Here is a 19390-nt window from a genome sequence, read left to right on the forward strand (position 1 = left end):
GGTTCGAGCGACCGCGCCGCGATCGAAGGGACGTACATGCCCATGGGTCACACGGCCACAGCCCAGGCAGGCTCCGGGGGCCTGACAGCGACCGAGCACCGCCTGGCCAACGGCCTGCGCGTGGTGCTCTCCGAGGACCACCTGACCCCGGTCGCGGCGGTATGCCTCTGGTACGACGTCGGCTCGCGCCACGAAGTCAAGGGGCGTACCGGCCTGGCTCACCTCTTCGAGCACCTGATGTTCCAGGGTTCCGCCCAGGTCAAGGGCAACGGCCACTTCGAGCTCGTCCAGGGCGCGGGCGGCTCGCTGAACGGCACCACCAGCTTCGAGCGGACCAACTACTTCGAGACCATGCCCGCCCACCAGCTGGAGCTCGCCCTCTGGCTGGAGGCCGACCGCATGGGCTCCCTGCTGGCCGCGCTCGACGACGAGTCCATGGAGAACCAGCGGGACGTCGTCAAGAACGAGCGCCGCCAGCGCTACGACAACGTCCCCTACGGCACCGCCTTCGAGAAGCTGACCGCCCTCGCCTACCCGGAGGGCCACCCCTACCACCACACGCCGATCGGCTCCATGGCCGACCTGGACGCGGCCACACTGGAGGACGCCCGCGCGTTCTTCCGCACCTACTACGCGCCGAACAACGCCGTGCTCTCCGTGGTCGGCGACATCGACCCGGAGCAGACCCTGGCCTGGATCGAGAAGTACTTCGGCTCCATCCCCGGGCACGACGGCAAGCCCGCGCCCCGGGACGGCGCGCTGCCGGAGATCATCGGCGAGCAGCTGCGCGAGGTCGTCGAGGAGGAGGTCCCGGCGCGCGCCCTGATGGCCGCCTACCGGCTGCCGCACGACGGCACGCGCGCGTGCGACGCGGCCGATCTGGCCCTGACGGTCCTCGGCGGCGGCGAGTCCTCCCGCCTGTACAACCGCCTCGTGCGGCGCGACCGTACGGCCGTGGCGGCCGGCTTCGGCCTGCTGCGACTCGCCGGGGCGCCCTCCCTGGGGTGGCTGGACGTGAAGACGTCCGGTGACGTGGAGGTCCCGGTCATCGAGTCCGCCATCGACGAGGAGCTCGCCCGGTTCGCCGAGGAGGGCCCCACGGCCGAGGAGATGGAGCGTGCCCAGGCCCAGCTGGAGCGCGAGTGGCTGGACCGGCTGGGCACGGTCGCGGGCCGCGCCGACGAACTGTGCCGGTACGCCGTCCTGTTCGGCGACCCGCAGCTCGCCCTGACCGCCGTGCAGCGCGTGCTGGAGGTGACGGCCGAGGAGGTCCAGGAGGTCGCCAAGGCCCGCCTGCGGCCCGACAACCGCGCGGTGCTCGTCTACGAGCCCGTCGCCGGCGAGACGGGCGACGCGGAGACCGCCGAGGACGCCGACACCACCGACGACACCGCAGCCGCGGCCCTGAACGAGAACGAGGAGGCGGCCAAGTGACCGAGCTCGCCACGATGGACTTCCACCCCCAGCCGCAGGCGGGCGAGGCCAAGCCGTGGGCCTTCCCGGCCCCCGAGCGCGGCACGCTCGGCAACGGCCTGACGGTCCTGCGCTGCCACCGCCCCGGCCAGCAGGTCGTCGCCGTGGAGGTGCTGCTGGACGCACCCCTGGACGCCGAGCCGGCCGGCCTCGACGGTGTGGCCACGATCATGGCCCGGGCCTTCTCCGAGGGCACCGACAAGCACTCCGCCGAGGACTTCGCCGCCGAACTGGAGCGCGCCGGCGCCACCCTCGACGCGCACGCCGACCACCCCGGCGTCCGGCTCAGCCTGGAGGTGCCGGCCTCCCGGCTCGCCAAGGGGCTCGGCCTGGTCGCCGACGCCCTGAGGGCCCCCGCGTTCGCGGACAGCGAGGTCGAGCGGCTGGTCCGCAACCGCCTCGACGAGATCCCGCACGAGCTGGCCAACCCCGCCCGCCGTGCCGCCAAGGAGCTCTCCAAGGAGCTGTTCCCGGCGGACTCGCGCATGTCCCGGCCCCGCCAGGGCACCGAGGAGACGGTCGCCGCGATCGACTCCGCGGCCGTACGCGCCTTCTACGAGAGGCACGTCAGGCCCGCCACGGCCACGGTCGTGGTCGTCGGCGACCTCACCGGCATCGACCTCGACGCCCTGCTCGGCGACACGCTGGGCGCCTGGACCGGCTCCGCGGCCGAGCCGCGCCCGGTGCCGCCGGTGACCGCCGACGACACGGGCCGGGTCGTCATCGTGGACCGCCCCGGCGCCGTCCAGACGCAGCTCCTGATCGGCCGGATCGGCCCGGACCGGCACGACCGCGTGTGGCCCGCGCAGGTGCTCGGCACGTACTGCCTCGGCGGCACCCTCACCTCCCGCCTGGACCGCGTGCTGCGCGAGGAGAAGGGCTACACCTACGGGGTGCGGGCGTTCGGCCAGGTCCTCAGGTCCGCCCCGGACGGGACCGGTGCCGCGATGCTCGCCATCAGCGGCTCCGTGGACACGCCCAACACCGGCCCCGCCCTCCAGGACCTCTGGACGGTGCTGCGCACGCTCGCCGCCGAGGGGCTGACCGACGCCGAGCGGGACGTCGCCGTGCAGAACCTGGTCGGCGTGGCGCCGCTGAAGTACGAGACGGCGGCGGCCGTCGCGAGCACGCTGGCCGACCAGGTCGAGCAGCACCTGCCCGACGACTTCCAGGCCACGCTGTACCGGCAGCTCGCCGCGACCGGCACCGTGGAGGCCACCGCGGCGGCCGTCAGCGCCTTCCCGGTGGACCGGCTGGTGACCGTGCTCGTCGGTGACGCGGCGCAGATCAAGGCCCCGGTCGAGGCCCTGGGCATCGGCGAAGTCTCGGTCGTCGCCGCCGAGTAGGAGCACGCGCGCGCAGGGGCCCTGGTTGTCTTCTAAGGCACCAGGGCTCCTTTATGCCCGAATTGGTGCGGAGGTTGCCTGTCTGCCCTGTGGGATGCGCTACAAAAACCGGGATCCGTTTGGGAATTGAAAGTGGCCCCGCTTAGGTTCGTCCGGGCTGTTCGTCAGGCAGTGCGCCGCACCCGCGGCACCGGACAGTCATCGCCGAGTCCCCGTACGGCGCGAGCCAGGGGAGCCGGGGACCCACCGCAGTCCCTGGGGTGAATCGGACGCCCGCGCGAGCCGCGAGGGGGTCCGTAGGAGACCTTCCTGCTCCGAACCCGTCAGCTAACCCGGTAGGCGAGAAGGAAGGAAAGGACCAGGCACTCCATGGCGTTCACCCGCGCCACCGGGAAGCACCGTCGTCCCAGCCGGATGCAGCGCGGCACGGCCCGCGCGGCGGGCGTCGCGGCCCTCGCCACCACCGGTGTCATCGGCAGCGTGGCCGCCCCGGCCTTCGCGGCCGAGCCCGCCGTCGAGCAGACCGGCCTCACTCCCGTCGTCACCATGGGCGACACCGTGGCCCAGCAGATCGACGCCCAGGCCGCCGCCCAGAAGCAGGCCGCCGAGATGGCCGCCGCCAAACAGAAGGCCGAGGAGGCCGCCCGCGAGCGGGCCGCCGAGGCGGCCAAGGAGGCCAAGGAAGCCGCCGAGAAGGCCCGCGAGGCCAAGGAACGCGCCGCCCGCGAGGCCGAGCGCAAGCGCCTCAACACCTTCGTGCCCCCGATCTCCGGCTCGTACGTCTCCACCGGTTACCAGGCCAGCAGCGGCCTGTGGTCCTCCGGCAGCCACACCGGTGTCGACTTCCACGCCGCCAGCGGCACCTCCGTCCACGCGGTCGGCATGGGCGAGGTCGTCGAGGCCGGCTGGGGCGGCTCCTACGGCAACCAGATCGTGATCAAGATGAACGACGGCACGTACACCCAGTACGGCCACCTGTCGTCCATCAGCGTCTCGGTGGGCCAGAAGGTCACCCCCGGCCAGCAGATCGGCCTGTCCGGCGCGACCGGCAACGTCACCGGTCCGCACCTGCACTTCGAGGCCCGTACGAGCCCCGAGTACGGCTCCGACATCGACCCGGTCGCCTACCTCCGCTCGCACGGCGTGAGCGTCTGACGGCGCACCACTCCGCTTCCCGAGGCCCCGGCTCCCCGAGCCGGGGCTTTCGGCGTTTGTGACGCCCGGCTGTCCAAAAAATATCCCTGGATTCCGGTCTGCCGTCGGAAATTCCGGCTCATTGCAATAGAGTCACGGAACACGTGTCACTCGTCGACGTTTCACGGGGATTAAACGGAGGTCGGTCATGCGCATTCCGGCGCACTCGGTGTGCACGGCCATCCGGGACGACATCGTCGCGGGTGTCTACGAACGCGGCGGCCGGCTGACCGAGGAACTCCTCGCCCGCCGCTACGGTGTCTCGCGCGTCCCCGTCCGGGAGGCCCTGCGCACCCTGGAGGCCGAGGGCTTCGTGGTGACCCGGCGGCACGCGGGCGCGTGCGTCGCCGAACCCACCGAGCAGGAGGCCGCCGACCTGCTGGAGATGCGGCTGCTGCTGGAGCCGCTCGGCGCGGCCCGTGCCGCCCAGCGCCGCACCGAGGCCCACCTGAAGGTCCTGCGCGGCCTGGTCAGGCTCGGCCAGGAGCGCGCCCGCCGGGGCAACAGCGACGACCTGCGCTCCCTGGGCGGCTGGTTCCACGAGACGCTCGCACAGGCCTCCGGCAGCCCCGCGCTGACCTCGATGCTGACCCAGCTCCGCCACAAGATCGCCTGGATGTACACCGTCGAGGCTCCGGCCGGGCCCGTGGAGTCCTGGACCGAGCACGGCGCGATCGTGGACGCGGTGGCGCGCGGGGACAGCGAGCGCGCGCGGGCGGTCACGGCGCTGCACACCGAGCGCGCGACGGCCGCGCACCGGCTGCGTTTCGGCTCCGCCGGGGAGCGGGCCGAGCGTGTGAGGAACTCGCAACATCCCGTAAACACGGCGAGCCTGCGGCATTAACACGAGAGCCGTATACAAAGAGCAGGTAATTCGCGGGGGATTATTTCTGCTGCCCGGGAACGGGAATGCGCGGCCGATCGTGATGGGAAATGGCGACCCGTGACCGGGAATGGCGAAGGGCTCGCCCGATGAATTCGGACGAGCCCTTCTGGTTGCACCGGACCAGGGGTACCGGATCAGGCGCGGAAGAATGCTCAGACGGTCTCGGGCAGTTCCTCGAGACCCTCGGAGACCAGCTTCGCCAGCCGGTCCAGGGCGGCGTCCGCACCCTCGGCGTCGGAGGCGAGGACGATCTCCTCACCGCCCTGGGCACCGAGGCCGAGGACGGCCAGCATGGAGGCCGCGTTGACGGGGTTGCCGTCTGCCTTGGCGATCGTCACCGGGACGCCTGCGGCCGTGGCGGCTCGGACGAAGATGGAGGCGGGGCGGGCGTGGAGGCCCTCGGCCCAGCCGACGTTGACGCGGCGCTCAGCCATGTGTTGCTGCCCTTCGGTTTTCAGGGTTGTCTAGACCAGTTTCCCACACGTGAAGCTGCGCCGGAGCGGTCCTGATGTACCGCCCCGGGGTGCCGTCGGATCGCGGCCTCGACCCGACTGACGCCCTCCACAGACTGCCTCGCGCCGCTGTCATACGCCAGACGTACTCTGGGGCCCATGCAGACCTCGCCGGACCGGCACGAGTATCCCGCCCACTGGGAAGCCGACGTGGTGCTGCGCGACGGTGGCACCGCGCGCATCCGGCCCATCACCGTTGATGACGCCGAGCGCCTGGTCAGCTTCTACGAGCAGGTCTCCGACGAGTCGAAGTACTACCGCTTCTTCGCGCCGTACCCTCGCCTGTCCGCCAAGGACGTCCACCGCTTCACGCACCACGACTTTGTGGACCGGGTGGGACTCGCGGCCACAGTCGGCGGCGAGTTCATCGCCACCGTACGCTACGACCGGATCGGCGCGGACGGAACGCCCGCGTCCGCACCCGCCGACGAGGCCGAGGTCGCCTTCCTGGTGCAGGACGCCCACCAGGGGCGGGGCGTCGCCTCCGCTCTCCTCGAGCACATCGCCGCCGTCGCCCGCGAGCGCGGCATCCGCCGCTTCGCCGCCGAGGTGCTGCCCGCCAACAACAAGATGATCAAGGTGTTCACGGACGCCGGGTACACCCAGAAGCGCAGCTTCGAGGACGGCGTCGTCCGTCTGGAGTTCGACCTCGAACCCACCGACCGCTCCCTCGCCGTGCAGTACGCGCGCGAGCACCGCGCCGAGGCCCGGTCCGTGCAGCGGCTGCTCGCGCCCGGCTCGGTCGCCGTCATCGGAGCGGGGCGCACCCCGGGCGGCGTGGGCCGCAGCGTCCTCGGCAACATCCGCGACGCCGGGTACACCGGCCGCCTCTACGCCGTGAACAAGGCACTGCCCGAGGGACGGAAGGAACTCGACGGCGTGCCCGCCCACCGCTCGGTGCGGGACATCGACGGCCCGGTCGACCTCGCGGTCGTCGCCGTGCCGGCCGACCACGTGCCCGAGGTCGTCACCGAATGCGGCGAACACGGCGTGCAGGGGCTGGTCGTCGTCTCCGCCGGATACGCCGAGAGCGGCACCGAGGGGCGCGAACGCCAGCGCGCCCTCGTGCGGCAGGCCCGCACCTACGGCATGCGGATCATCGGGCCGAACGCCTTCGGCATCATCAACACCTCCCCGCGGGTACGGCTCAACGCCTCCCTCGCGCCCGAGACGCCGCGCCCGGGCCGGATCGGCCTGTTCGCCCAGTCCGGCGCCATCGGCATCGCCCTGCTGTCCCGGCTGCACCGGCGCGGCGGCGGCGTCACGGGCGTGACCGGCGTTTCCACCTTCGTCTCCTCGGGCAACCGGGCCGACGTCTCCGGCAACGACGTCCTGCAGTACTGGTACGAGGACCCGGACACCGACGTCGTCCTCATGTACCTGGAGTCCATCGGCAACCCCCGCAAGTTCACCCGCCTCGCCCGCCGCACGGCCGCGGCGAAGCCCCTGGTCGTGGTCCAGGGCGCACGGCACGCGGCCGCGCCCCAGGGGCACGCCGTACGGGCGACCCGGCTGCCGCACACGACGGTCTCCGCGCTGCTGCGGCAGGCCGGCGTCATCCGGGTCGACACCATCACCGAGCTGGTGGACGCCGGGCTGCTCCTCGCCCGCCAGCCGCTGCCGGCCGGGCCCCGGGTGGCGATCCTCGGCAACTCCGAGTCGCTCGGCCTGCTCACGTACGACGCGTGCCTCGCCGAGGGGCTGCGTCCGCACGCCCCGCAGGACCTGACCACGGCCGCCTCCGCCGGGGACTTCCACGCGGCCCTGTCGCGCGCGCTGGCCGACGACGAGTGCGACGCGGTCGTCGTCACCGCCATACCGGCGGTGGGGGAGGGCTCGGTCGGGGACGCGGCCCTCGCGCAGGCGCTGCGCTCGGCGGCGGCCGCCGCTCCGGCCAAGCCGGTCCTGGTGGTGCACGTGGAGCTCGGCGGCCTGGCCGAGGCCCTGTCGGCGGCGGCGAGCACGGCACCGCAGGCCGAGACGGACCAACCTCCGCACATCGCCCCTCGCCCGACATCCACCGAAGAACGACTCCCCACCGCCGAGGCTCCTCCCGAGGGCGAGCACCTCATCCCCGCCTACCCCGCCGCCGAGCGCGCCGTCCGCGCCCTGGCGCAGGCCGTCGGCTACGCGCAGTGGCGGCGCGGCGCCGCCGACCCCGGAAAGGTGCCCGACTACGAGGACATCGACGAGAAGGGCGCCGCCGCGCTGATCGACGGGCTCCTCGCGCGCGGGCAGGGACTCACGCTCGGCACGGACGAGACCTGCGACCTGCTCGGCCACTACGGCATCCACGTCCACCGGGCCCTGCCCGCCCCCACCCCCGACGCCGCCGCCGAGGCCGCCCGCACCCTCGGCTACCCCGTCGCCCTCAAGGCCACCGCCCCGCACCTGCGGCACCGCGCCGACCTGGGCGGCGTACGCCTCGACCTCGCGGACGAGGACCAACTGCTCAGGTCGTACACCGAGTTGACCGAGCTGTTCGGAGCACCGGCGGAGCTGCGCCCCGTCGTGCAGCGGATGGCGCCCCGGGGCGTGGACGTCGTCGTTCGGGCCGTCATCGACCCCGCGGCCGGAGCCGTGCTCTCCTTCGGGCTGGCCGGGGCCGTCTCGCAGCTGCTCGGGGACACGGCCCACCGGCTGATCCCGGTCACCGACAAGGAGGCGGCCTCACTGGTGCGCTCGATCCGCACCGCGCCCCTGCTGTTCGGCTGGCGCGGCTCCGCACCGGCCGACACCCGCGCCCTGGAAGAGCTGCTGCTGCGGGTGTCCCGGCTGGTCGACGACCACCCCGAGGTCGTCGCGGTCACCCTGGAGCCGGTCATCGTCGCCTCGCACGGCCTGAGCGTCCTGGGCGCATCCGTCCGGCTCGGACCACCGCCCGCCCGAGACGACCTCGGCCCGCGGACCCTGCCCGCGTACTGACAGGGGGCGAGCGGTGCCTCGCAGTCAGTGGGCCCCCGTAGGATGGGCGTCATGGCCAAGACCAGTACGACGACCCAGGGGCTGCGGGCGGCGATCGAGCGCAGCGGCTACTACCCGGCCCTCGTGGCCGAGGCGGTGGAAGCCGCCGTGGGCGGCGAGCCCGTCCGGTCGTACCTGGTCCACCAGGAGACGACGTTCGACCAGAACGAGGTACGGCGGCATGTGACGGTGCTCGTCCTCACGGACCACCGTTTCATCGTCAGCCACACCGACGAACAGTCCGCCGACAGCACCTCCCCGACGCCGTACGCCACGACGTCGACGGAGTCCGTGAAGATGAGCCGGATCTCGTCGATCGTGGTCAGCCGCGTGGTCGCCAACCCGGAGTCGTACAAGCCGGGCACCCTGCCCCGCGAGGTCGTCCTCACCATCGGCTGGGGCGCCGTCTCCCGCATCGACCTGGAGCCGGCCGCCTGCGGCGACCCCAACTGCGAGGCGGACCACGGCTACACGGGCAACTCGACGGCGGACGACCTCAGCCTGCGCGTCAGCGAGGCGGGGGACGGACCGGAGACCGTGCGCCAGGCGCTCGCCTTCGCGCAGGCGCTCTCCGAGGCGACCGCGGACACCGCTCGCTGATGGCACACCAGACGGCCTGGGACCAGCACCCCGAACCGCTCACCGTCACCTCCGCCCCGACCCCCGAGTACGGCAGCGGCTCCCTCGCCGACCTGCTGCCCACGCTGGCCGCAGGCCTCGGCGTGCCGGGCATGAGCGCCGCGATCTCCGAGCTGACTCCCGCCGACCGGAACTGCGTGTTCCTGATCGACGGTCTCGGCTGGGAGCAGCTCAGGGCGCACCCCGAGGACGCCCCCTTCATGACGTCCCTGCTCGCCACCTCGCGCGGCGGCACCGGACGTCCGCTCACCGCCGGCTACCCGGCGACCACGGCCACCTCCCTGGCCTCGGTCGGCACCGGCCTGCCGCCCGGCGTGCACGGTCTGCCCGGCTACACCGTGCGCAACCCGGACACCGGCGAGCTGATGAACCAGCTGCGCTGGCAGCCGTGGACCCCGCCCGGCCCCTGGCAGCCGTACCCGACGGTCTTCCAGCTGGCCCACAGGGCGGGAGTGCACGCCGCGCAGGTGTCGTCCCCGACGTTCGAGAACACTCCGCTGACCAGGGTCGCGCTCAGTGGCGGAACGTTCGTCGGGCGGCTGACCGGCGAGGACCGTATGGACCTGGCGGCCGAGCAACTGGCCGCGGGCGACCGCTCCCTGGTCTACACGTACTTCGCCGAGGTCGACGGCGCCGGCCACCGCTTCGGAGTCGACTCCGACACCTGGCGCGGCCAGCTCATGTACGCCGACCGCCTGGTCCAGCGCCTGGCCGAGCAACTGCCGCCGCGCAGCGCCCTCTACGTCACCGCCGACCACGGCATGATCGACGTGCCCTTCGACGAAGAGCACCGCATCGACTTCGACGAGGACTGGGAGCTGAGCGCCGGAGTCGCCCTGCTCGGCGGCGAAGGCCGCGCCCGGCACGTCTACGCGGTGCCCGGCGCCGCCGGCGACGTCCTGACCTGCTGGCGCGAGGTGCTCGGCGAGCAGTTCTGGGTGGCCTCACGCGACGAGGCCATCGCGGCGGGCTGGTTCGGCCCGAAGATCGACGAACGGGTGTACAGCCGGATCGGCGACGTGGTCGCCGCCGCGCGCGACGACGTCCTGCTCATCGCCTCCGAGCGGGAGCCGAAGGAGTCGGCGATGGTCGGCAACCACGGTTCGATGACCCCCGCCGAGCAGCTGGTCCCGCTGCTCGAAGTACGCTCCTGAAGCCCCACCCCGCTCTCCACGCCTGACCTCTCTCGCCGAAAGGTGCTCAACTCGACATGCCCGAGCTGGTGTTCTTCTCCGGAACGATGGACTGCGGGAAGTCGACGCTGGCTCTCCAGATCGAGCACAACCGCTCGGCGCGCGGCCTCCAGGGCATGATCTTCTCGCGTGACGACCGCGCCGGCGAGGGCAAGTTGTCCTCGCGCCTCGGCCTGGTCACGGACGCGGTGGAGGTCGCGGACGGCCAGGACCTCTACGCCTACCTCGTCGACCACCTCTCGCAGGGCGGTCGCGCGGACTACGTGATCGCCGACGAGGCGCAGTTCCTGGCGCCGGAGCAGATCGACCAACTCGCGCGGGTGGTCGACGACCTGGGCCTGGACGTCTACGCCTTCGGCATCACGACCGACTTCCGCTCCAAGCTGTTCCCCGGCTCCCAGCGGCTGGTGGAACTGGCCGACCGGGTCGAGGTGCTCCAGGTCGAGGCCCTGTGCTGGTGCGGCGCCCGGGCCACGCACAACGCCCGCACGATAGGCGGCGTCATGGTCGTCGAGGGCGCCCAAGTGGTCGTCGGAGACGTCACCCACTCCGCCGACGAGGTCGGCTACGAGGTGCTGTGCCGCCGCCACCACAGGCGCCGCATGACCTCGGCGACGGCCCGCGCGGCGGCCCTGTCCCCGGACGTGCTGCCGGTGTCGTCCTCCTGACCACCGGGCGGTGTCCTTTCACCCCCGGCAGGCCGGCGGAGCGTCAGCGCTGCCGTCGCACCAGCGCGAACCGCGTCCCCTCCGGGTCCGCCACCATCGCCACCCGGCCGTGCGTCGTGTCGTGGGCCGGCTTGAGGACGTGCCCGCCCAGATGCACCAGGTGGTCCAGGGCGTCGTCGACGTCGTCGACCTGGAAGTACGTCACCCAGTGCGCGCCCCGGTCACGGGGCAGGGCCTGCCCCAGCCCGTGGATGCCGGCGACGGGCCGGCCCCCGAGGTGCAGGGTCACGTAGTCGAAGTCGGCGGACACCACCGGCTCCTCCTGGTAGCCGAACACCGACCGGTAGAACTTGGCGACGCTCGCCGACTCGAAGGTCAGCAGCTCGTTCCAGGCGGGCGTGCCGGGGGCGCCCGAGACGGCCGTACCGAGGTGCGCGGCGGCCTGCCAGATGCCGAAGACCGCTCCCGAAGGATCGGAACAGATCGCCAGGCGGCCCGCGTCGGCGGCGTCCAGCGGGCCCACGCCGATCGTGCCGCCGCAGCTGCGCACCGCCTCCGCGGTCAGATCCACGTTCTGCGAGGCGAAGTAGGGGGTCCACGCGAGGGGCAGATGACGGTCCGGCGGAAGTTCGCCGATGCCTGCCACCTCGTCTCCGTCGAGCAGCGCTCGTACGTACGGGCCGAGTTGCCGGGGGCCCGGCTGGAACTCCCAGCCGAACAGCGCTCCGTAGAACTCCTGGGTCGCGGCCGGCCCGTGCACCATCAGGCTCACCCAGCAGGGCGTGCCGGGCGCGTGCCGAGCGGGTCTTGCGCCGTTCGGGCCGGCGGACTCCCGTGCGTCGGTCATCGTCACTCTCTTCTCGGCCTCGCGGTGGGCGCGCTGTCCGCAGCCCACGGGGGAACGCCCTGCGGGGCGGCCCCTGTCCGGGAGAATGCCTGATGTGCGGTGCGCTGCCCCGTGCGGCGCGCTTGTCGGCACCCGTCGTTCAGCTGTACAGCATGCGCTTGTTCCCGTACGGCATGTGCTTGTTCCCGTACAGCGCGTGAGCATCCCGCTCCGGCCGAGCACAGTAGCCGGAGCCGGACGGCTCGGCCACCCCTGTGCGCGAGGATGGAGCCATGAACGCCATCATCTCCGCATCCGATCTCGCGAGCGAGCTGACGGGTGCCAACCCGCCCGTCCTGCTCGATGTCCGCTGGCAGCTCACCATGGCCAAGGCGACCGGTGAGCCGCCGTACGACGGCCGGGCCGCATACGAGGAAGGGCACCTTCCGGGGGCCGTCTTCGTCGACCTGGACCGGGAGTTGGCCTCGGCACCGGGCGAGGGCGGCAGGCATCCGCTGCCCGACCTCGCGCGCTTCGGTGCCGCGATGCGCCGGGCGGGCGTGTCGTCCGGGACGCCGGTGGTCGTCTACGACGGCGGCCAGGGCTGGGCGGCGGCCCGGGCGTGGTGGCTGCTGCGCTGGACGGGTCACCCGGACGTGCGAGTCCTCGACGGCGGGTTGCCGGCCTGGGAGGGGCCGCTGGAGAAGACCGTGCCGGCTCCGGCGGAGGGCGACTTCGTGCCCGAGCCGGGAGCGGCCGGCCTGCTCGACGCCGACGCCGCCGCGGCGTTGGCACGGTCGGGGGTGCTGCTGGACGCGCGGGCGGGGGAGCGGTACCGGGGCGAGGTGGAGCCGATCGATCCGGTGGCCGGGCACATCCCGGCGGCGGTGTCGGCGCCCACCACGGAGAACGTGGGGGCGGACGGCTGCTTCCTCCCGGCCGAGGAACTGCGCGCGCGTTTCGAGGGGCTCGGCGTGACCGAGGACGCGCGGGTCGGCGTGTACTGCGGGTCGGGGGTGTCCGCGGCGCACGAGGTGCTGGCGCTGGCGGTCGCGGGCATTCCGGCGGAGCTGTACGTGGGTTCGTGGTCGGAGTGGTCCTCGGACCCGGACCGGCCGGTGGCCGTGGGACCGGATCCCCAGTAATCCGGCGAGAGCCCTCCTCGGTGACCCGGCGGGCGCTCTCCTCGGTGACCCGGCAGGCGCTCTCCTCGGTAACCCGGCGGGCGCTCTCCTCGGTAACCCGCGGGCGCTCTCCTCGGTGACCCGGAACGAGAGCGAGGGCCGCGCCCGGAAGGCGCGGCCCTCGTCCTCGTGCAGCCGATCCGGCTACTCCTGCTTCTTGCGCCGTGTCCCGAACACGATCTCGTCCCAGCTCGGGACGGCGGCTCTGCGGCCCGGCCGGACGCCGTCGGCCTCGGCCTGGCGGTCGGTGGCCCCGATGAGCCGGTCGCGGTGGCTGCCGACGGAGCGCGGCATGAGGACGTCCGCGTAGGCGGAACCGGCCGAGGCCGCGGGAGCCGGAGGCTCCTCCTCCTCGGCTTCGGCGACGGGCTCCTCCTCGGGCTCCGGCGCGGTGCGCTCGGGCACCACCAGGTCGCCGCGGAAGCTCGGCACCGCCTCCAGCAGGCTGGTCAGCGAGTCCCGTTCACCCGTGCTCTCCTCCACCGGCTCGGACGCCGCCGCCGGAAGGCTGGGCCGCTCCCGGTCGGCGGAACGGTCCAGCGGCCGGTCGCGCGGCAGCCGGGCGATCCGCGGCACGAACGGGAAGCTGGGCTCGGGCGCGGCCAGGTCGTCCGTCTCGCCGATGAGCATGCGCGCCTCGTCGTCGACGGCCTGGACGAGCCGCCGGGGCGGGTCGTACGTCCAGCTCGCCGAGTGCGGTTCGCCCGCGACGCGGTAGACCAGCAGGACTTCCCACGTGCCGTCGTCGCGACGCCACGAGTCCCACTGCACGGTGTCCTTCTCGGCACCGCGCAGCAACAGCCGCTCGGCCACGGCCTCGCCCAGCGGCGGACCGGAGTTCTCGCCGGGGCGGCGGACCGGAGTCTTGCGGGCCCGCTCGGCCATGAACGCACGCTCGGCGAGCACCGGACCCTCGAAGCGGCGGACCCGGTCGACGGGGATGCCCGCCATCTGCGCGACCTCTTCCGCGGTCGCGCCGGCACGTATACGCGCCTGGATGTCGCGGGGGCGGAGGTGGCTCTCCACCTCGATCTCGATCTGGCCGAGGCGAGGACGGTCGCCGCGCACGGCGGCGCGGAGCCGTTCGTCGATGGGAAGCGTGTACTCCGTGCTGTCCGCAGCCTTCAGCACCAGCCGTGTGCCGTCATTCGAGACGGCCACGACACGCAGTTCGGGCATGGGGACCTCCCGGGTGGTGCCTGCCGACGTCACGTGCGTCGCTGCTTCCGCTAGTCGAGTGTGGCCTGCCCGGGTGCAGCCTGCCACAACCTTGCCGAGTTGCCCGGCGTGTCGGGCGCGGGCCCTGGATCGCCGTTATGGCACGGTTACCTGTTCGCAACGCTAAGTGACGAACTCTGTCACCCTGTGCAACTAGCCCCCTCCCGGCGGTCCTTAAAGGCCCCGTACCCCCTGGCGGGAGACCGGACCCAGGGCTCGCAACAGTACTCCATTCGGACCACGTGCGTGGATTGGCGCGCCGTCCAACTTCTGGCAAGGGGGCGGACTCGGCCGCCCGCTGCCCGCTTTCCGTGATCTTGAACGTGGTGAAGACCACCCCCCGGAGCGCCCCCTACGCCCCCAGAACCCTCCGCAAGTAGTCGTTCTGGAACCGCCGATCAGGATCGAGCCGGTCCCGCAACGCCGCGAACTCCGCGAAGCGCGGATACACCCGGGAGAAGTACTCGGCGTCCCTGGTGTGCACCTTGCCCCAGTGCGGACGCCCCTCATGGGCGGTGAAGATCCGCTCCGCCGCGGTGAAGTACCGCTGGTAGGGCGTGCCCTGGAACATGTGGACGGCGATGTAGGCGGTGTCCCGGCCCGAGGCGGTGGACAGGGTGATGTCGTCCGCCGGGGCGGTGCGCACCTCCACGGGGAAGCTGACCCTCAGGCCGGAGCGGTCGACCATCGTCTTCAGCTCGCGCAGCGTCTCGACGACCGCCGCGCGCGGAACGGCGTACTCCATCTCCACGAAGCGCACTCTGCGCGGAGACGTGAAGACCTTGTAAGGGATGTCGGTGTAAGTCCGCGCGGACAGGGCCTTGCTGGAGATCTGGGCGATCGCGGGGATCGTGGCGGGCACCGCGCGGCCGACCCAGTTGGCCACCTGGAAGACCCCGTTGGAGAGGAACTCGTCCTCGAACCAGCTCTGGAGCTGCGGCACCGGCTTCTCCGGGCCCGCGCTGCGGTTGTTGCGTTTGGTGTTGGTGTTTCCGGTGTGCGGGAACCAGTAGAACTCGAAGTGCTCGTTCTCCGCCCAGAGTTCCTCGAAGTCGGCGAGGACCCGGCCGAACGGCATCGGTTCCTCGCGGGCCGTGAGCAGGAAGACCGGCTCCACGGCGAAGGTGATCGCGGTGACGATGCCCAGGGCGCCGAGGCCGATGCGGGCGGCCGCGAAGACCTCCGGGTTCTCCTTCTCGGAGCAGGTGAGGACCGAGCCGTCGGCGGTGACCAGTTCCAGGCCCTTGATCTGGGCGGCGATGGAGCCGGAGTCGCGGCCCGTGCCGTGCGTGCCGGTACTGGTGGCCCCGGAGACCGTCTGCTCCATGATGTCGCCCATGTTCGTCAGAGACAGTCCCTCGCGCGCCAGAGCCACGTTGAGCCTCTTGAGCGGGGTGCCGGACTCCACCGTGACGGTCATGGCCTCGCGATCGATGTCGCGTATGCCGGTCAACAGTTGAGGGCGGATCAACACACCGTCCGTCGCGGCTATGGACGTGAAGGAATGCCCGCTGCCGACGGCCTTCACCTTCAGACCGTCCTCGGCGGCCCGCCGCACGGCGGCGGCCAACTCGTCGACGGAGGCCGGGGTGACCTCCCGCGCGGGCCGCGCGGAGACGTTGCCGCCCCAGTTACGCCACGTGCCGTTTTTTCCGTTTGCCGTGCTGCTCAACGGAGCCTCCCCGACCCGTAGCCGGCCGCTTGAGCCGACGGAATCCGAGGAAACCCACCGCGACCGCGACGGCCCCGGCCACCGCCGGAACCCCGTACCCGGCACGTGCCCCGGCCGCGTCGATCACCCAGCCGGCCGCGGAGGAGCCGAGTGCGACCCCCACCGCGAGCCCGGTGCTCACCCAGGTCATGCCCTCGGTGAGCTGCGCACGTGGTACGTGCTCTTCGATGAGGGACATCGTCGTGATCATCGTCGGAGCGATGGACAGTCCCGCAACGAACAGCGCCACGGCCAGAAACGGCAAGTTTCCGACCAGTAGGAGGGGGATCATACTCACGGCCATGGCACACACGCCCAGCAACCACCGGTGTTCCGGCGCCCCGGCGAAGTGCAGCAGTCCGAAGACCATGCCCGCCACGCAGGAACCGGCCGCGTACAGCGCGAGGACGATGCTCGCGGCGGCCTTGTTCCCCTCCTCCTCGGCGAAGGCCACGGTGACCACGTCGACCGCCCCGAAGATCGCCCCGGTCGCCGCGAAGGTGGCCACCAGGACCTGAAGGCCCCGCGAGCGCAGGGCCGTGCCCCCGCCGCGCTGCTCGCGCGGGTGCGGCTCCGGCTCGGTGGCGCGCTGCGCGGTCAGCCAGAAGACGCCCACGGCCAGGAAACAGGCGGCGAGCAGCGGACCGGCCTCCGGGAACCAGGCCGTGGACAGGCCGATGGAGATGATCGGCCCGAAGATGAAGCACACCTCGTCCACCACGGACTCGAAGGAGTACGCGGTGTGCAACTGCGGCGTGCCCCGGTACAGCGCCGCCCAGCGGGCCCGGATCATCGCGCCGACACTCGGCACGCAGCCGACGCCGGCGCACGCCACGAACAGCACCCAGTCCGGCCATCCGTAGTGCGCCGCGAACAGCAGGAGGGCCGCCGCGGTCAGAGAGATCAGCGTCGCCGGCCGCAGCACCCGCCGCTGGCCGTACTGGTCCACCAGCCGCGAGACCTGCGGTCCGGCCACCGCCGCCGCCAGCGCGACGGTGGCAGACAGAGCACCGGCCAGGCCGTACCGCCCGGTGAGCTGGGAGACCATCGTGACGACGCCGATGCCCATCATCGACACCGGAATACGGCCGAGGAAGCCCGCGGCGGAGAAACCCTTGGAGCCGGGGGCGGCGAACAGGGCGCGGTAGGGGCTGGGCACGGGGTCTCCGGAAGGCTCAGTAAGCTGCGAAGGCAGTCGACACAGATTACGCCGCAGGGTGCGCCCGGCGCACCCGTCAAGGCTCGCTTCGGGCCGTCCGCCGCGCAGGTGTCACCCCGCCGTTTCCCGGCTGTCAGTGCCGGGTGGCAGGATCGACTCATGCCAGACGCGCGCGATGTCAGCCCCTACGACGCCCTGCTCCTGCTCTCCTTCGGCGGCCCGGAGGGCCCGGACGACGTGGTCCCGTTCCTGGAGAACGTGACGCGGGGGCGCGGCATCCCCAAGGAACGCCTCAAGGAAGTCGGGCAGCACTACTTCCTCTTCGGCGGGGTGAGCCCCATCAACGACCAGAACCGCGCCCTGCTGGACGCCCTGCGCAAGGACTTCGCCGACCACGGCCTGGACCTGCCGGTCTACTGGGGCAACCGCAACTGGGCGCCGTATCTGACGGACACGCTGCGCGAGATGGTCCGCGACGGCCGCCGCCGCATTCTGGTCCTCGCCACCAGCGCCTACGCCTCGTACTCGGGCTGCCGCCAGTACCGCGAGAACCTCGCCGACGCGCTCGCGGCTCTGCAGGCCGAGGGGCTGGAGCCGCCGAAGGTCGACAAGCTGCGGCACTACTTCAACCACCCGGGGTTCCTCGAGCCGATGATCGACGGAGTGATCCGCTCCCTCGCCGAGCTGCCCGAGGACGTCAGGGACGGGGCGCACATCGCCTTCTCGACGCACTCGATCCCGACGGCCTCCGCCGACACCTCCGGGCCCGTAGAGGACCACGGAGACGGCGGCGCGTACGTCAGGCAGCACCTGGACGTGGCGCAGCTGATCGCGGACGCCGTCCGGGAGCGCACCGGCGTCGACCACCCCTGGCAGCTCGTCTACCAGTCCCGCTCCGGCGCCCCGCACATCCCCTGGCTGGAGCCCGACATCTGCGACCACCTCGAGGAGCGGCACGCGGCCGGTGTCCCGGCCATGGTGATCGCCCCCATCGGCTTCGTCTCCGACCACATGGAGGTCCTGTACGACCTCGACACGGAGGCCAGGGCAAAGGCGGAGGAGCTGGGGCTGCCGATGCGCCGCTCGGCCACCGTGGGCGCCGACCCGAGGTTCGCCGCCGCGGTCCGCGAACTCGTCGTGGAGCGCGCCGCCGTCGAGCGCGGGCAGGAGGTCACGCCCTGCGCGCGGGGCGTCCTCGGGGCGAGCCACCACCTCTGCCCGGTCGGCTGCTGCCCGGCCCGCGCCCCCCGCCCCGCCGCCGCGGGCGCCGACAGCACCTACGCGTGAGGAGCCCCGTGACCGACCCCCTGCACAAGGACCTGCTCGCTCTCGCCCATGAGGCCGCCAGCCGCGCGGGCGCGCTGCTGCGGGACGGGCGCCCGGCCGACCTCGCCGTGGCCGCGACCAAGTCCAGCCCCATCGACGTCGTCACGGAGATGGACATCGCGGCCGAGAAGCTGATCACCGGCCTGATCGCCGAGCGCCGCCCGGACGACGGCATCCTCGGCGAGGAGGGCGCCGCCACGGAGGGCACCAGCGGCGTCCGCTGGGTGATCGACCCGCTCGACGGCACCGTCAACTACCTCTACGGGCTGCCCACCTGGTCCGTCTCCATCGCCGCCGAGCAGGACGGCGAGACCGTCGTCGGAGTCGTCACGGCCCCGATGCGCGGCGAGACCTTCCACGCGGTGCTCGGTGGCGGAGCCTGGGCCACCGGCGCCTGGGACGGCGAGCGCAGGCTGGCCTGCCGCACCGCGCCGCCCCTCGACCAGGCCCTGGTCTCGACGGGCTTCAACTACGTGGCCGAGGTCCGCGCCCACCAGGCCGAGGTCGCCCAGCGGCTGATCCCGCTGTTGCGCGACATCCGGCGCGGCGGTTCGGCCGCGGTCGATCTGTGCGACCTGGCCGCCGGACGTCTCGACGGCTACTACGAGCGCGGCCTGCACGCCTGGGACCTCGCGGCGGGCGACCTGATCGCCCGGGAGGCGGGCGCGCTGACCGGTGGACGCCCCGGAGAGCGCCCGTCAGGGGATCTGACGGTCGCGGGTACCCCGGGCGTCTTCGAGCCCCTCCAGCGCCTCCTGGAGGACTTCGGCGCCTGGCACGACTGACCCCCGCGAACGAAAACGGGCCCCGGCGCTGGATTCGCCGGGGCCCGCTCCGTACGGCCTGATCAGACGCTCGTCGCGCCGACCTCCACACCGTGCTCGGCGGCGAGGCGGCGCAGGTCGTCGAGCTCGCCCTGTTCCACCTCGACGAGGAAGTCGTCGCCCTCATCGCGAGCCCGGGACAGATCGGACTCGGTCGCCCTTATGCGCTGCAGAAGTCCTGCGGTGAATGCGTCCATGCTGCGCCCCCTCGTCCTGGGTCGTGGGTTGGCACGGGGGTGTGCCGTTCGGAAGGGACGATCACGTCTC

At 72.4% G+C, this 19390-nt stretch carries 18 protein-coding genes and 1 riboswitch; of the genes, 11 read left to right on the top strand and 7 right to left on the bottom strand.

What is annotated here, in order from left to right; genetic code table 11:
• The first annotated feature begins 36 nt into the window (after nucleotides 1-36).
• From ACIBL4_RS35915 to ACIBL4_RS35930, 4 genes are all read left to right on the top strand, one after another.
• Entirely contained in the window at nucleotides 37-1434 is a 1398-nt protein-coding gene (locus tag ACIBL4_RS35915; RefSeq protein WP_356923510.1) for a pitrilysin family protein, read from the top strand.
• The gene (locus tag ACIBL4_RS35920) at nucleotides 1431-2819 is read left to right on the top strand and encodes a M16 family metallopeptidase (RefSeq protein ID WP_399416000.1); all 1389 of its coding nucleotides are present in this window, start codon (nucleotides 1431-1433) and stop codon (nucleotides 2817-2819) included. The genes ACIBL4_RS35915 and ACIBL4_RS35920 overlap by 4 nt, the downstream gene beginning before the upstream one ends.
• 192 nt (nucleotides 2820-3011) lie before the next feature.
• Nucleotides 3012-3175: riboswitch (cyclic di-AMP (ydaO/yuaA leader) on the top strand.
• A gap of 13 nt (nucleotides 3176-3188) precedes the next feature.
• Nucleotides 3189-3974 (top strand): M23 family metallopeptidase, encoded by a 786-nt coding sequence (locus ACIBL4_RS35925; RefSeq protein WP_399416001.1) that lies wholly within the window; start codon nucleotides 3189-3191, stop codon nucleotides 3972-3974.
• 187 nt (nucleotides 3975-4161) lie between these two features.
• A complete protein-coding gene (locus ACIBL4_RS35930; protein WP_086559469.1) occupies nucleotides 4162-4857 on the top strand; it encodes a GntR family transcriptional regulator in 696 nt (231 codons plus the stop codon).
• Between the two features lie 194 nt (nucleotides 4858-5051).
• Here the strand turns inward: ACIBL4_RS35930 and ACIBL4_RS35935 are convergent, their stop codons facing one another.
• Entirely contained in the window at nucleotides 5052-5333 is a 282-nt protein-coding gene (locus ACIBL4_RS35935; protein ID WP_003993478.1) for an HPr family phosphocarrier protein, read from the bottom strand.
• A 177-nt stretch (nucleotides 5334-5510) separates the two neighbouring features.
• On the opposite strand from ACIBL4_RS35935, the gene ACIBL4_RS35940 reads away from it, so the two are divergent.
• Genes ACIBL4_RS35940 through ACIBL4_RS35955 form a run of 4 tightly spaced genes read left to right on the top strand, consistent with a single transcriptional unit; the run spans nucleotide 5511 to nucleotide 10875 of the window.
• On the top strand, nucleotides 5511-8336 hold the full coding sequence (locus ACIBL4_RS35940; protein WP_399416002.1) for a GNAT family N-acetyltransferase: 2826 nt from the start codon (nucleotides 5511-5513) through the stop codon (nucleotides 8334-8336).
• Nucleotides 8337-8378: 42 nt separating this feature from the next.
• Entirely contained in the window at nucleotides 8379-8975 is a 597-nt protein-coding gene (locus ACIBL4_RS35945; RefSeq protein ID WP_356923604.1) for a DUF5998 family protein, read from the top strand.
• The gene (locus tag ACIBL4_RS35950; protein WP_399416003.1) at nucleotides 8975-10168 is read left to right on the top strand and encodes an alkaline phosphatase family protein; all 1194 of its coding nucleotides are present in this window, start codon (nucleotides 8975-8977) and stop codon (nucleotides 10166-10168) included. Before ACIBL4_RS35945 ends, ACIBL4_RS35950 begins: the two co-directional genes overlap by 1 nt.
• A 56-nt stretch (nucleotides 10169-10224) precedes the next feature.
• Nucleotides 10225-10875, top strand: coding sequence for a thymidine kinase (locus tag ACIBL4_RS35955; protein WP_399416004.1), 651 nt, complete (start codon nucleotides 10225-10227; stop codon nucleotides 10873-10875).
• A gap of 43 nt (nucleotides 10876-10918) precedes the next feature.
• Here ACIBL4_RS35955 and ACIBL4_RS35960 read toward each other — a convergent pair whose 3' ends face one another.
• A complete protein-coding gene (locus ACIBL4_RS35960) occupies nucleotides 10919-11722 on the bottom strand; it encodes a VOC family protein (RefSeq protein WP_399416005.1) in 804 nt (267 codons plus the stop codon).
• A 139-nt stretch (nucleotides 11723-11861) separates the two neighbouring features.
• On the bottom strand, nucleotides 11862-11996 hold the full coding sequence (locus ACIBL4_RS35965) for a hypothetical protein (RefSeq protein WP_399416006.1): 135 nt from the start codon (nucleotides 11994-11996) through the stop codon (nucleotides 11862-11864).
• Here ACIBL4_RS35965 and ACIBL4_RS35970 point away from each other — a divergent pair.
• The gene (locus ACIBL4_RS35970) at nucleotides 11995-12846 is read left to right on the top strand and encodes a sulfurtransferase (protein WP_399416007.1); all 852 of its coding nucleotides are present in this window, start codon (nucleotides 11995-11997) and stop codon (nucleotides 12844-12846) included. The two genes, ACIBL4_RS35965 and ACIBL4_RS35970, sit on opposite strands and share 2 nt — an antisense overlap.
• Nucleotides 12847-13029: 183 nt before the next feature.
• Here the strand turns inward: ACIBL4_RS35970 and sepH are convergent, their stop codons facing one another.
• The 3 genes from sepH to ACIBL4_RS35985 all read right to left on the bottom strand — a co-directional run bounded on the left by sepH (nucleotide 13030) and on the right by ACIBL4_RS35985 (nucleotide 16973).
• A complete protein-coding gene (gene sepH / locus ACIBL4_RS35975) occupies nucleotides 13030-14064 on the bottom strand; it encodes a septation protein SepH (protein ID WP_399416008.1) in 1035 nt (344 codons plus the stop codon).
• A gap of 391 nt (nucleotides 14065-14455) precedes the next feature.
• Nucleotides 14456-15775: a D-arabinono-1,4-lactone oxidase gene (locus tag ACIBL4_RS35980; protein WP_399416009.1), complete on the bottom strand. Its 1320-nt coding sequence runs from the start codon at nucleotides 15773-15775 to the stop codon at nucleotides 14456-14458.
• Nucleotides 15735-16973, bottom strand: a complete 1239-nt coding sequence (locus ACIBL4_RS35985) for an MFS transporter (RefSeq protein ID WP_399416010.1) — start codon at nucleotides 16971-16973, stop codon at nucleotides 15735-15737. Before ACIBL4_RS35985 ends, ACIBL4_RS35980 begins: the two co-directional genes overlap by 41 nt.
• Before the next feature lie 159 nt (nucleotides 16974-17132).
• Between ACIBL4_RS35985 and ACIBL4_RS35990 the strand changes: the two genes are divergently transcribed.
• Both ACIBL4_RS35990 and ACIBL4_RS35995 read left to right on the top strand, forming a co-directional pair.
• Nucleotides 17133-18260 (top strand): ferrochelatase, encoded by a 1128-nt coding sequence (locus ACIBL4_RS35990; RefSeq protein WP_399416011.1) that lies wholly within the window; start codon nucleotides 17133-17135, stop codon nucleotides 18258-18260.
• An 8-nt stretch (nucleotides 18261-18268) separates the two neighbouring features.
• The gene (locus ACIBL4_RS35995) at nucleotides 18269-19084 is read left to right on the top strand and encodes an inositol monophosphatase family protein (protein ID WP_399416012.1); all 816 of its coding nucleotides are present in this window, start codon (nucleotides 18269-18271) and stop codon (nucleotides 19082-19084) included.
• A gap of 62 nt (nucleotides 19085-19146) precedes the next feature.
• On the opposite strand, the gene ACIBL4_RS36000 is transcribed toward ACIBL4_RS35995, so the two are convergent.
• Nucleotides 19147-19320, bottom strand: coding sequence for a hypothetical protein (locus tag ACIBL4_RS36000; protein ID WP_010035018.1), 174 nt, complete (start codon nucleotides 19318-19320; stop codon nucleotides 19147-19149).
• Nucleotides 19321-19390 lie beyond the last annotated feature (70 nt).

Origin of the sequence: Streptomyces sp. NPDC050416, assembly GCF_044458845.1 — a bacterium.
Classification (GTDB): Bacteria; Actinomycetota; Actinomycetes; order Streptomycetales; family Streptomycetaceae; genus Streptomyces.